We start from the raw sequence: 12,778 nt of genomic DNA, 5'->3' as shown, positions 1-12,778 counted from the left end.
TCAGTTATCAGAAAAAGATGAGCAGATGCGCATCAAAGACCGTCAGATTGCTGAGAAAGACAAACAACTTGATCAGCAGCAACAATTGACCCTTCAAGCCATGAAGGATCAAGAAAATCTCAAGCTAGAGCTGGACCAAGCAAAAGAAGAAGTTCAATCAACTAAGAAAGGCTTTTTTGCTCGTTTATTTGGAGGATAATCAAGGAGCTGTTTAGGTTAAATGCTAACCTGATGGCTTCTTTTGTTTCTAAATAGTATAGTTGCTCAAGTAAAATAACAGTATAGGAGAGGTATAGAATGGAACGATTAGAAGATTACATTGCTTTTGATTTAGAATTTAATCAGCATGAAGGGCAAACACACTTGATTCAAGTATCAGCAGTGCGTTTTAGAGATGGTCAGGAAATTGATGCCTATGATTCCTACGTTCATACCAGCGCCCCATTAAAAAGTTTTATCAATGGATTGACTGGAATTACAGCTGAGACCTTAAAAGATGCTCCACCAGTAGAGAAAGTTATAGCAGAATTTCAAGAGTTTGTAGGTTCTTTACCCATGGTTGGGTACAACGCTGCAAAAAGTGATTTGCCTATTCTAGCAGAGCATGGTTTAGACTATAGCCAGCAGTACAAGGTGGATCTGTATGATGAAGCTTTTGAACGTCGCAGTTCGGATTTACATGGTATTGCCAATCTCAAGTTGCAAACTGTTGCCTCATTTCTAGGATTTCAAGGTCAGTCTCATAATAGCTTAGAGGATGCTCGGATGACGGCGCGTGTTTACGAGTCCTTTCTAGAGTCGGATCAAGCTAGAGAATTGTTAGAGACAGAAAGTAGCCTATCAAACAATCCTTTTGGAGGCTTGGATTTGTCTCAATTATTTGACTAGGAGTGACTATGAAACCTGAAAAACCTAAAAATCTAGGTTTTAAGCAGATATACTTTAATCTAGATAAAATACTCTTTCTCTTTTTCTTGACTTTTATGATGATTGAGTTTGTCTGGTTGCCATCAAATTCTTGGATTGCTGGACTTTTGCTCCGTCAGACAGGTTATCTTTTTCTATCCTACAACAATATTTTTGCCATTATAACGGGTTCTCCCTTTGTTAGTCTTGCTTTATTTGTTCTGGTAATCGTTAATTTACTGGTCGCCTATTACCAGCTAGGACTTCTCTTTATCGGAGCTCGGCACCTCCTCTATCATGAAAAGAGAACTTTGCTGGAGTACAGTCGCAAGGTCTTTCGACAAAGTTTCTTGTTTATGAAGCAAGTGACTATTTCCAAAATGGCCTTTATTTTCTTTTATGTCATGATGCTCTTTCCATTGATTCGAAAGATTTTAAAGATTTATTATCTCAATAAAATCGTCATTCCGGAATTTATAGTAGCCTATGTAGAAGATAAGTACTGGTTGGTTGGTTTGATTGTTACTATTCTGGCTTTACTGTTATTTTACATTTCAGTGCGTTTGATGTTTGCCTTACCCCAGCTTTTGTTTGAGAAGAAAACAGTCAAAGAAGCGGTCAGATACAGTCTAGAGAAGACAAGAAAGCACTCCTGGTTTTATACTTGGAACTTGCTTTGGATTATCGTCAAAACCTACCTATTTTTCATTCTTTTATTGATTCCAATCTTGGCAAGTCAGGTACTAATGGATGGTTTGACCCATAAGGAATCTCTTGTGCTGGGAATTATCAACTTTGTTTTAATCAAGAATTTCCACTATATGGCCTTGACTTACTTTCTCATTAAGTTTGTTTCCTTCTTAACAGGAGAAGAATTAGAAATCACACCAAGGAGAAAGAAAGACCACTGGATGAGATGGGGAGTGATGGGATGTGCTGGTATCTTTTTCGCTCTTGAGGGTTATGTTTATTTAGAAGCTCCAGTTGCTAACAAACCTTTGATTATCTCTCACAGGGGAGTATCCAATAAGAATGGTGTCCAAAATACTGTCCAATCACTAGAAAAAACCGCTCAGTTATCTCCAGATTTCGTTGAGACAGATGTTCAGGAAACAAAAGATGGCCAGTTTGTCATGATGCATGATGCTAATATCAAGAATCTGACAGGAGTTAATGCCAATCCACAGGATCTAACTTTGAAAGAATTAACTAAACTTGATATTTTAGAAAATGGTTATCATAGCAAGGTGTCCAGTTTTGATGACTATCTCAATAAAGCCAATGAATTACATCAAAAACTCCTCATTGAAATTAAAACCAGTCGAAAAGATAGCCCAGATATGATGAAACGCTTTATGGAAAAATATGGAACGGTTCTTAAGCAGAATGGTCACCAAATGCAATCCTTGGACTACCATGTGATTGATCAGGTTTTAGCCTACAATTCTCAAATTCCAATCTATTTCATCCTACCTTATAATAGTATTTTTCCAAGAACCAAGGCTACAGGTTATACCATGGAGTATTCAACTTTAGATGAAAATTTTGTCAACAAGCTTTGGAATACGGATCAGAAATTGTACGTTTGGACCATCAATAGTTCAGAGTCCTTTGATAAATCAGTTCATTTGGGAGCAGATGGAATGATAACAGATGACTTGGAAATGATTCAAGAGCAGGTTACTATTGCCCAAGAAAACCCAGAGTATACTGATTTACTTTTCAAACAGGCCATGGAATTCTTTAATTTTTAGTAATAAAAAAGAGCCTGAGACAAAATAGTTCTCAGCCACAAAAAAGCAACGGCAAATCCGTTGCTTTTTTGGAGATAAGGGGCTATTGTCCCAAGCTCAGTCTTGAGATAAGGTCCTTAGAAACTCGTATTCTAAGGATCTTATTTTAAATCAGAGGTTGGCGAAGGCCAACCTTACTTAATATAGAGTTCTTGATTTTTCAAAACAATTTCTCGTACACTTGCAAACTTTTTGAGTTTTTTAAGCTCTTCTGGATGGGTTACGAGAGTGATAACATAACCTTCCTTGCCCATACGACCAGTACGGCCAGCACGGTGAGTGTAAGTTTCGATATCTCTAGGGACATCAAAGTTTACAACACATTCGAGGCTATCGATATCAATTCCACGAGCCAGAAGGTCTGTTGCAAGAAGCAGGGTTAGTTGCTTGTCTTTAAACTTTTCTAAGATGACTTTTCTAAATTTGACATTGACATCACTAGCGAGGGAAACAGCCAAGATATCACGATACTGTAATTTTTCTTCTGCGCTTCCAAGGTCTGATAGGCTGTTAAAGAAGACCAGACCGCGGAAATCCTCCACATGAGCCAGTTTTCGTAGCATATCCACTCGGTGACGTTGATCTACCTGCATGTAGAAGTGCTGGATGTTGTCCAATTTTTGGTCAGAGAGATCAATGGTACGTGTGTTCGGCGCAATCTTCTTTTGGTCAAACTTGGTTGTCGCACTCATATAGACAAGTTGGTGGTCACGAGGTGCGTAGTGAGTAATTTTCTCGACAAAGTGTATCTGAGAATCATCGAGCAATTGGTCAAATTCATCTAGGATGATGGTTTCCACATTCATCATCTTGATTTTTTTCAATTTAATGAGTTCAAAGATACGGCCAGGAGTTCCAATCAGAATTTCTGGTCCTTTTTTTAGGCGTTCAATCTGGCGTTTCTGACTCGAACCTGATAAGAAGAGTTGGGCAGTTAAGCCGATAGCTTCAGCCCACGTTTTACATACATCAAAAATCTGTCCAGCAAGCTCAGTATTTGGTGCTAAAATCAATAGTTGTTGGGCTTTTTTCTTTTGTAGTCTGAGAAGACTTGGTAAAAGGTAAGCTAGGGTCTTACCAGTTCCTGTTGGGCTCACTCCTAGGAGGTTTTCTCCAGCAAGAAGGGGCTCAAATAGTTGAGTTTGAATGGGGGTGAATTCTTGGAAACCGAGTTGGTCACTCAGTTCTTGCCATTCAGTCGGTAGTTTGGTTTTCATTTTTCTGCCTCAAATCTAATGCCAGCAGTCTGGCGCATAGTATATAGTAGCTTATGAACTGAACTTGCATCTTCCAGCCAAGTTTGGTAGAGATTCAGATCTGGTTGCTGGATCATGTGTGCAAATGCAGCGACTTCCTCAGTCATCGTATGAGGAGCCTGTTGGATAGGGAGTTGGACTTGATTGCCTTGGTGGTCGGTAAAAATAGCCGAGCTGACATGTTCGATGGTGTTGAGGGTCAAGGTACCATCTGTCGTATAAATCTCGCAAGGGAGATTGGAAGTGATGTTTTTCCCAGCCTTGATATGAACTTGATAGTCTGGGTAGAAGAGGATTCCGTCACCATTTAGGTCAATGCTATTGTCAAGCTGCTGCCCCTGATAGGTTGCATCCTGAGCTTTTCCAAAGAGACGAACGGTAGCGTAGAGGGGGTAAATCCCCAAATCCATAAGAGCTCCACCAGCAAAACGGTCTGAGAAGACATTTGGTGTCTCCCCAGTCAACAAGTTAGGCATTTTGGAAGAATACTTGGCATAGTTGAAATCTGCTCCCAAAATTTGTTTGTCTGCTAAAAAGTTTTTGATGATAGTGAAAGCTTTTTCATGGTAATTGCGAGCTGCTTCGAATATAAAACAGCGATTTTTCTCAGCTGTATGTCTCAAATCTAGCCATTCTTGTGGCTGAGTGACAGCTGGCTTTTCAAGAATGACATGTTTACCTGCAGACAATGCAGCTTTTGCCTGAGCAAAATGCAAGGAGTTTGGGCTAGCAATATAGACCACATCAAAGGAGCTCTTGAAGAAGTCCTCTACTTGATCAAAGAGTTGGATATTCTGATAGAGAGAAGCAAAGGTTGCTGCAGTTTCTAGTTTTCTAGAATAGACTGCGACCAGCTTGTATTCTCCACTGGAATGGGCTGCTTCTATGAAGTGGTGGCTGATAGCCCCTGTTCCGATGACACCTAATTTAAGCATAGTTACTCCTTTTCCGATTTCAAATCCTTCTTTCATTATAACATAGATAGACGGGACTATCCAACAGAGGGGAAAAAATTTCAAATAAGCTACTAGGTCTTTTCCAAAGAAAGTGGTACAATAATGAGATGAGTAAATGAAATAGGAGGAAAAATGAGGTTATTACCTATAAGAAAAATATCACGTCAGTCTAAGAGGCTAGCGCTTTTTTTGACTTTTTGTGCAGGATATGTAGATGCCTATACTTTTATTGTCCGAGGGAATACTCTTGTAGCTGGACAAACGGGAAATGTCGTCTTTCTATCAGTGGGACTCATTCAACAGAATGTATCAGATGCTAGTGCCAAAGTAATGACCTTGCTAGCTTTTATGATGGGGGTCTTTTTACTAACTGTTTATAAGGAAACATTGAGAATTGTGAAAAAACCTATTTTGTCCTTGCTTCCTTTAGCAATCTTATCAATCATTATTGGTTTTGTGCCGCAAACTGTAGATAATATCTATCTAGTACCGCCCTTGGCCTTCTGTATGGGCTTGGTGACAACTGCTTTTGGTGAGGTTTCGGGTATTGCCTACAATAATGCCTTTATGACAGGGAATATCAAACGAACCATGCTGGCTTTTGGAGATTATTTCCGAACCAAGCACACACCTTTTTTGCGTGAAGGATTCATATTTGTTAGCCTGCTTAGTAGTTTTGTCCTTGGCGTTGTCTTTTCGGCTTATTTGACGATTTTCTATCATGAAAAGACCATTCTTGGTGTTCCTATTATGATGAGCATTTTTTACCTCAGCATGCTTTTTGCCAAGTGGCGGAAAAAAGTAAAAGAAAAAGCTTCATTTTAGGTGTTATTACTTGTAAGAAAATAGGAGATATGCTATACTTGAAGAGTTGACTATGCACGATCCTGTGCAACCGCACGAACATCGTTGCTTGATTATTCAAGTTTAAGTGGTTTGTCCCACGATGCTAGGCGAGTCTTCACAAAAAAATCGGGGAAACCCATAAAAATCATAGGAGGTGCATAATGAGCACATACGCAATTATCAAAACTGGCGGAAAACAAGTTAAAGTTGAAGTTGGTCAAGCAGTTTACGTTGAAAAATTGAACGTTGAAGCTGGTCAAGAAGTTACTTTTAACGAAGTTGTTCTTGTTGGTGGTGAAAACACTGTTGTCGGAACTCCACTTGTTGCTGGAGCTACTGTAGTTGGAACTGTTGAAAAACAAGGAAAACAAAAGAAAGTTGTTACTTACAAGTACAAACCTAAAAAAGGTAGCCACCGTAAACAAGGTCACCGTCAACCATATACAAAAGTTGTCATCAACGCAATCAACGCTTAATTTTAAGGAGAACACATGATACAGGCAGTCTTTGAGAGAGCCGAAGATGGCGAGCTGAGGAGTGCGGAAATTACTGGACACGCCGATAGTGGTGAATACGGCTTAGATGTCGTGTGTGCATCGGTTTCTACGCTTGCCATTAACTTTATCAATTCAATTGAGAAATTTGCAGGCTATGAACCAATCCTAGAATTAAACGAAGATGAAGGTGGCTATCTGATGGTTGAAATACCAAAAGATCTTCCCTCACACCAGAGAGAAATGACCCAGTTATTCTTTGAATCATTTTTCTTAGGTATGGCAAACTTATCGGAGAACTCTTCTGAGTTCGTCCAAACCAGAGTTATCACAGAAAACTAACACGGAGGAAAACATTATGTTAAAAATGACTCTTAACAACTTGCAACTTTTCGCCCACAAAAAAGGTGGAGGTTCTACATCAAACGGACGTGATTCACAAGCAAAACGTCTTGGAGCTAAAGCAGCTGACGGACAAACTGTAACAGGTGGATCAATCCTTTACCGTCAACGTGGTACACACATCTACCCAGGTGTAAACGTTGGACGTGGTGGAGACGATACTTTGTTCGCTAAAGTTGAAGGCGTAGTACGCTTTGAACGTAAAGGACGCGATAAAAAACAAGTTTCTGTTTACCCAATCGCTAAATAAAAAGGTCCAGTGAACCTTTTTATCCCGAGCCTTGAAATGTAAAGGCGAGGAAGCTAGAAGTAGCATTAAATAAGGCTTTCCGAGTTTTCGGAGAGCCTATTTTTTTGTTTTGGTACCCATGATTTTTTCGTTCTTAGTGTAGATGCATTTTATGAGTGACGTTATTTTTCTTCGATGGAAAACTTCTAAAATATGGTATAATGAAAAGATAAAGAAGTTGGGGGTAGAAGATGAACATTCAACAATTACGCTATGTTGTGGCTATTGCGAATAGCGGTACTTTTCGTGAAGCTGCTGAAAAGATGTATGTTAGTCAGCCGAGTCTGTCCATTTCTGTTCGTGATTTGGAAAAAGAGTTGGGCTTTAAGATTTTCCGTCGGACCAGCTCAGGGACTTTCTTGACTCGACGTGGTATGGAATTCTATGAAAAAGCGCAAGAATTGGTTAAAGGATTTGATATTTTTCAAAATCAGTATGCTAATCCTGAGGAAGAAAAGGATGAATTTTCCATTGCCAGTCAGCACTATGACTTTTTGCCACCAACTATTACTGCCTTTTCAGAGCGCTATCCTGATTATAAGAACTTCCGTATTTTTGAATCGACTACTGTTCAAATCTTAGATGAAGTAGCGCAAGGTCACAGTGAGATTGGGATTATCTACCTCAACAATCAAAATAAAAAAGGGATCATGCAACGAGTTGAAAAGTTAGGCCTTGAGGTCATTGAATTGATTCCCTTCTATACCCATATTTATCTCCGTGAGGGGCATCCTTTAGCCCAGAAAGAGGAATTGGTCATGGAGGATTTAGCGGATCTACCAACGGTTCGTTTCACTCAAGAGAAAGACGAGTACCTTTATTATTCAGAGAACTTTGTTGATACTAGCGCTAGCTCGCAGATGTTCAATGTGACAGACCGTGCTACTTTAAATGGTATTTTGGAGCGGACGGATGCTTATGCGACTGGTTCTGGATTTTTAGATAGTGATAGTGTTAATGGCATCACAGTTATTCGTCTCAAGGATAACCTAGATAATCACATGGTCTATGTCAAACGGGAAGAAGTGGAGCTTAGTCAGGCTGGGACTCTTTTCGTTGAGGTCATGCAAGAATATTTTGATCAGAAGAGGAAATCATGAAAAAAAGAGGAATAGTGGCAGTCGTTGTACTGCTTTTGATTGCGCTGGATCAGTTAGTCAAATCCTATATCGTCTGGCAGATTCCACTGGGTGAAGTTCGCTCTTGGATTCCCAATCTCGTTAGCTTGACCTACCTGCAAAATCGAGGAGCAGCCTTCTCCATGTTACAAGACCAGCAGTGGTTATTTGCTATCATTACACTGGTCGTTATGGTAGGTGCCATTTGGTATCTACATAAACACATGGAGGACTCACTCTGGATGGTCTTGGGCTTGACATTAATCATTGCAGGTGGTCTTGGAAACTTTATTGACAGAATCAGTCAGGGTTTTGTTGTGGATATGTTCCACCTTGACTTTATTAATTTTGCAATTTTCAATGTGGCAGATAGCTATCTGACTGTTGGAGTGATTATTTTATTGATTGCAATGCTAAAAGAGGAAACAAATGGAAATTAAAATTGAAACTGGTGGTCTGCGTTTGGATAAGGCTTTGTCGGATCTGACAGAATTATCACGTAGTCTCGCGAATGAACAAATTAAATCAAGCCAGGTATTGGTCAATGGCCAAGTCAAGAAAGCTAAATACATTGTCCAAGAGGGCGATATCGTCACTTACCATGTGCCAGAACCAGAGGTCTTAGAGTATGTGGCTGAGGATCTTCCGCTAGAGATCATCTACCAAGATGAGGATGTGGCCGTCGTTAACAAACCTCAGGGGATGGTGGTGCATCCGAGTGCCGGTCATACTAGCGGAACCTTGGTCAATGCCCTTATGTACCATATTAAGGATTTGTCAGGAATCAATGGGGTCCTCCGTCCAGGAATTGTTCACCGTATTGACAAGGACACGTCAGGTCTTCTCATGATTGCTAAAAATGATGAGGCGCATCTAGCACTTGCCCAAGAACTCAAGGATAAAAAGTCTCTCCGTAAATATTGGGCGATTGTTCATGGAAATCTGCCCAATGATCGCGGTGTGATTGAAGCACCAATTGGCCGGAGTGAAAAAGACCGTAAGAAACAGGCTGTGACTGCGAAAGGTAAGCCTGCAGTGACCCGTTTCCACGTTTTGGAACGCTTTGGTGATTATAGCTTAGTGGAGTTGCAGCTGGAAACAGGCCGCACCCACCAAATCCGTGTTCACATGGCTTATATTGGCCATCCAGTCGCTGGTGATGAAGTCTATGGTCCTCGGAAGACTTTGAAAGGACATGGACAATTTCTCCATGCCAAGACTCTAGGTTTTACTCATCCGAGAACAGGTGAGACCTTGGAATTTACAGCAGATATCCCAGAGATTTTTAAGGAAACATTAGACAATTTGAGAAAGAATTAGATTTGATAAAAGGTTGAGATGACTTGTCTCGACCTTTTTCCTATCAACTCTTTTCTATTTCCTGTCATTCATGTTATAATGGATAAATATGAAGAATCGGAGTGAGGCTATGAAATACAAACGGATTGTCTTTAAGGTAGGAACTTCTTCTCTTACGAATGAGGATGGAAGTTTATCACGTAGTAAGGTAAAGGCTATTACTCAGCAGTTGGCTATGTTGCACGAGGCTGGTCATGAATTGATTTTGGTGTCGTCAGGTGCCATTGCGGCTGGTTTTGGAGCCTTAGGATTTAAAAAGCGTCCGACTAAGATTGCTGATAAACAGGCTTCAGCAGCGGTAGGGCAAGGCCTTTTGTTGGAAGAATACACGACCAATCTTCTCTTGCGCCAAATCGTTTCTGCGCAAATCTTGCTGACTCAGGACGACTTTGTGGATAAGCGCCGTTATAAAAATGCCCATCAGGCTTTGTCAGTTCTACTTAGCCGTGGGGCGATTCCTATCATCAATGAGAATGACAGTGTCGTCATTGATGAACTCAAGGTTGGGGACAATGACACTCTTAGTGCCCAGGTAGCGGCCATGGTCCAAGCAGACCTTTTGATTCTCTTGACAGATGTGGACGGTCTCTATACTGGAAATCCTAATTCAGATCCAACAGCTAAACGCTTGGAGAAAATCGAGACCATTAATCGTGAGATTATCGATATGGCTGGCGGAGCCGGTTCGTCAAATGGAACTGGGGGCATGCTAACAAAAATCAAGGCTGCGACTATCGCAACAGAATCAGGAGTTCCAGTTTATATCTGTTCCTCCTTGAAGGCAGATGCCATGATTGAGGCGGCTGAAGAGACCAAGGATGGTTCCTACTTTGTTGCGCAAGAGAAAGGACTTCGTACCCAGAAACAATGGCTTGCCTTCTATGCTCAGAGTCAGGGTTCTATTTGGGTTGATAAAGGGGCTGCGGAAGCTCTCTCCCAACATGGAAAGAGTCTTCTCTTATCTGGTGTAGTTGACGCAGAAGGGGCCTTTTCTTACGGTGATATTGTGACAGTAGTTGACAAGGAAAGTGGAAATTCGCTTGGAAAAGGACGCGTGCAATTTGGAGCATCTGCTTTGGAGGATATGTTGCGTTCTCAAAAAGCCAAGGGTGTCTTGATTCACCGCGATGACTGGATTTCCATTACGCCTGAAATCCAACTACTCTTTACAGAATTTTAGAGGTAAAACTATGGTAAGTACACAAGAACAATTTGAACAGGTACAGGCTGTTAAAAAATCGATTAACACAGCTAGTGAAGAGGTGAAAAACCAAGCCTTGCTAGCCATGGCTGATCACTTAATAGCAGCTACTGAGGAAATTTTAGCGGCTAATTCCCTCGATATGGAAGCGGCCAAGGGGAAAATCTCAGATGTGATGCTGGATCGTCTTTATTTGGATGCAGGACGTATTGAAGCGATGGCAACTGGGATTCGTGAAGTGGTTGCTTTACCAGATCCAATCGGTGAAGTTTTAGAAACGAGTCAGCTTGAAAATGGTTTGGTTATCACCAAAAAACGTGTAGCTATGGGAGTTATTGGTATTATCTATGAAAGTCGTCCAAATGTGACGTCTGATGCGGCTGCTTTGGCTCTTAAAAGTGGAAATGCAGTTGTTCTTCGTAGTGGTAAGGATGCCTATCAAACGGCTCATGCCATTGTTAAAGCCTTGAAAAAAGGTTTGGAGACAACGCCCATTCATCCAGATGTAATTCAACTGGTGGAAGATACTAGCCGTGAAAGTAGCTATGCTATGATGAAGGCCAAGGGTTATCTAGACCTGCTTATTCCTCGTGGAGGGGCTGGCTTGATCAATGCAGTGGTTGAAAATGCTATTGTACCAGTTATCGAGACAGGAACAGGCATTGTCCATGTTTATGTGGACAAGGATGCAGATGAGGACAAGGCTCTATCTATCATCAATAATGCCAAAACCAGTCGTCCTTCTGTCTGCAATGCCATGGAGGTTCTGCTGGTTCATGAAGACAAGGCAGCAAGTTTCCTTCCTCGATTGGAGCAAGTGCTAGTTGCAGAGCGAAAAGAAGCTGGACTGGAACCAATTCAATTCCGACTTGATAGCAAAGCAAGCCAGTTTGTTTCAGGTCAAGCAGCTGAAGCTCAAGACTTTGACACTGAGTTTTTAGACTATGTATTAGCTGTTAAGGTTGTGAGCAGTTTAGAAGAAGCGGTTACGCATATTGAAGCCCACAGTACTCATCATTCGGATGCCATTGTGACGGAAAATGCTGAAGCAGCAGCTTACTTTACAGATCAAGTGGACTCTGCAGCGGTTTATGTCAATGCCTCAACTCGTTTCACCGATGGTGGCCAATTTGGTCTTGGTTGTGAAATGGGGATTTCTACTCAGAAACTACATGCGCGTGGTCCAATGGGCTTAAAAGAGTTGACCAGCTACAAGTATGTGGTTACTGGTGACGGACAGATAAGGGAGTAAGAGATGAAGATTGGATTTATCGGTTTGGGGAATATGGGGGCTAGTCTGGCTAAGGCTGTTTTGCAGGCCAAGACGGGTGCTCAGATTCTCCTTGCCAATCGCAGTCAAGCCAAGGTGGATGCTTTCATTACTGACTTTGGCGGTCAAGATTCTAGTAATGACGAAATCTTCGCAGAAGCAGATGTGATTTTTCTAGGTGTTAAGCCAGCCCAGTTCTCAGACTTGCTTTCTCAATATCAGACCATTCTTGAAAAACGAGGGAGTCTTCTTTTGATTTCGATGGCAGCTGGATTGACTTTGGAAAAACTCGCTAATCTTCTGCCAAGTCAACACCGAATTATTCGTATGATGCCGAATACCCCTGCTTCTATCGGGCAAGGAGTGATTAGTTATGCCTTGTCTCCTAATTGCAGGGCTGAGGACAGTGAGCTATTTTGTCAGCTTTTAAGCAAGGCTGGCCTCTTGGTTGAACTTGGGGAAGGCTTAATCGACGCGGCGACAGGTCTTGCAGGTTGTGGGCCGGCCTTTGTCTATCTCTTTATTGAGGCCTTGGCAGATGCAGGTGTTCAGACTGGATTGCCACGAGAGACAGCATTGAAAATGGCGGCTCAAACAGTGGTAGGAGCTGGTCAATTGGTCCTAGAAAGCCAAGAGCATCCTGGAGTATTGAAAGACCAAGTCTGCAGCCCAGGAGGTTCGACTATTGCTGGTGTAGCGAGCTTAGAAGCGCATGCTTTTAGAGGAACGGTCATGGAGGCAGTTGGTCAAGCCTACAAACGAACACAAGAATTAGGTAAATAAGAGGTAGTTTTGTCTGCCTCTTTTATGGTGGCTGATACTCTTCGAAAATCTCTTCAAACTGCGTCAGATTCCATCTGCAACCTCAAAACAGTGTTTTGAGCTGAC

Annotated in this window: 14 protein-coding genes, 2 pseudogenes and 1 other annotated feature; of the genes and pseudogenes, 13 read left to right on the top strand and 3 right to left on the bottom strand. The window is 41.5% G+C overall.

Features of this window, described 5'->3' with window-relative positions; translation table 11 throughout:
• The 3 genes and pseudogenes from rocS to QZ565_RS04455 form a co-directional block, all read left to right on the top strand.
• A pseudogene (rocS, locus tag QZ565_RS04465) lies at positions 1-199 on the top strand (chromosome segregation protein RocS); the annotation flags it as partial.
• Positions 200-297: 98 nt separating this feature from the next.
• A complete protein-coding gene (locus QZ565_RS04460; RefSeq protein WP_295526161.1) occupies positions 298-888 on the top strand; it encodes a 3'-5' exonuclease in 591 nt (196 codons plus the stop codon).
• An 8-nt stretch (positions 889-896) separates the two neighbouring features.
• Positions 897-2,660: a glycerophosphodiester phosphodiesterase gene (locus QZ565_RS04455; RefSeq protein ID WP_295526159.1), complete on the top strand. Its 1,764-nt coding sequence runs from the start codon at positions 897-899 to the stop codon at positions 2,658-2,660.
• A 173-nt stretch (positions 2,661-2,833) separates the two neighbouring features.
• Here QZ565_RS04455 and QZ565_RS04450 read toward each other — a convergent pair whose 3' ends face one another.
• Both QZ565_RS04450 and QZ565_RS04445 read right to left on the bottom strand, forming a co-directional pair.
• A complete protein-coding gene (locus tag QZ565_RS04450; RefSeq protein WP_295526157.1) occupies positions 2,834-3,916 on the bottom strand; it encodes a DEAD/DEAH box helicase in 1,083 nt (360 codons plus the stop codon).
• Positions 3,913-4,890: a Gfo/Idh/MocA family oxidoreductase gene (locus tag QZ565_RS04445; protein ID WP_295526153.1), complete on the bottom strand. Its 978-nt coding sequence runs from the start codon at positions 4,888-4,890 to the stop codon at positions 3,913-3,915. The genes QZ565_RS04450 and QZ565_RS04445 overlap by 4 nt, the downstream gene beginning before the upstream one ends.
• A 153-nt stretch (positions 4,891-5,043) precedes the next feature.
• Between QZ565_RS04445 and QZ565_RS04440 the strand changes: the two genes are divergently transcribed.
• The 4 genes from QZ565_RS04440 (at position 5,044) to rpmA (ending at position 6,903) form a co-directional block, all read left to right on the top strand.
• Positions 5,044-5,736 (top strand): YoaK family protein, encoded by a 693-nt coding sequence (locus QZ565_RS04440; protein ID WP_295526151.1) that lies wholly within the window; start codon positions 5,044-5,046, stop codon positions 5,734-5,736.
• Positions 5,737-5,794: 58 nt separating this feature from the next.
• Positions 5,795-5,882, top strand: a sequence feature (ribosomal protein L21 leader region).
• 36 nt (positions 5,883-5,918) lie between these two features.
• Positions 5,919-6,233 carry a 50S ribosomal protein L21 gene (rplU, locus tag QZ565_RS04435; protein ID WP_000109141.1) on the top strand — a complete coding sequence of 105 codons (315 nt, stop codon included), beginning with the start codon at positions 5,919-5,921 and terminating at the stop codon, positions 6,231-6,233.
• Between the two features lie 15 nt (positions 6,234-6,248).
• Entirely contained in the window at positions 6,249-6,593 is a 345-nt protein-coding gene (locus QZ565_RS04430; protein ID WP_295526148.1) for a ribosomal-processing cysteine protease Prp, read from the top strand.
• Positions 6,594-6,609: 16 nt separating this feature from the next.
• Positions 6,610-6,903 (top strand): 50S ribosomal protein L27, encoded by a 294-nt coding sequence (gene rpmA / locus QZ565_RS04425; RefSeq protein ID WP_000916509.1) that lies wholly within the window; start codon positions 6,610-6,612, stop codon positions 6,901-6,903.
• Between the two features lie 166 nt (positions 6,904-7,069).
• Here the strand turns inward: rpmA and QZ565_RS04420 are convergent.
• Positions 7,070-7,141: pseudogene (locus tag QZ565_RS04420) on the bottom strand (AraC family transcriptional regulator); the annotation flags it as partial.
• Between QZ565_RS04420 and QZ565_RS04415 the strand changes: the two are divergent.
• The 6 genes from QZ565_RS04415 to proC all read left to right on the top strand — a co-directional run bounded on the left by QZ565_RS04415 (position 7,134) and on the right by proC (position 12,673).
• The gene (locus QZ565_RS04415; RefSeq protein ID WP_295526145.1) at positions 7,134-8,042 is read left to right on the top strand and encodes a LysR family transcriptional regulator; all 909 of its coding nucleotides are present in this window, start codon (positions 7,134-7,136) and stop codon (positions 8,040-8,042) included. The pseudogene QZ565_RS04420 and the gene QZ565_RS04415 sit on opposite strands and share 8 nt — an antisense overlap.
• A complete protein-coding gene (gene lspA, locus QZ565_RS04410) occupies positions 8,039-8,500 on the top strand; it encodes a signal peptidase II (protein ID WP_295526142.1) in 462 nt (153 codons plus the stop codon). Before QZ565_RS04415 ends, lspA begins: the two co-directional genes overlap by 4 nt.
• Positions 8,490-9,380 (top strand): RluA family pseudouridine synthase, encoded by an 891-nt coding sequence (locus QZ565_RS04405; RefSeq protein ID WP_295526139.1) that lies wholly within the window; start codon positions 8,490-8,492, stop codon positions 9,378-9,380. Before lspA ends, QZ565_RS04405 begins: the two co-directional genes overlap by 11 nt.
• A gap of 109 nt (positions 9,381-9,489) precedes the next feature.
• Positions 9,490-10,599 (top strand): glutamate 5-kinase, encoded by a 1,110-nt coding sequence (gene proB / locus QZ565_RS04400; RefSeq protein ID WP_295526136.1) that lies wholly within the window; start codon positions 9,490-9,492, stop codon positions 10,597-10,599.
• 10 nt (positions 10,600-10,609) lie between these two features.
• Positions 10,610-11,872 (top strand): glutamate-5-semialdehyde dehydrogenase, encoded by a 1,263-nt coding sequence (locus QZ565_RS04395; RefSeq protein WP_295526133.1) that lies wholly within the window; start codon positions 10,610-10,612, stop codon positions 11,870-11,872.
• 3 nt (positions 11,873-11,875) lie between these two features.
• Entirely contained in the window at positions 11,876-12,673 is a 798-nt protein-coding gene (gene proC / locus QZ565_RS04390; RefSeq protein WP_295526130.1) for a pyrroline-5-carboxylate reductase, read from the top strand.
• Positions 12,674-12,778 lie beyond the last annotated feature (105 nt).

Origin of the sequence: uncultured Streptococcus sp., from assembly GCF_915066115.1 — a bacterium.
Lineage (GTDB): Bacteria > Bacillota > Bacilli > Lactobacillales > Streptococcaceae > Streptococcus.
This window is presented reverse-complemented; position numbering and strand designations above follow the sequence as displayed.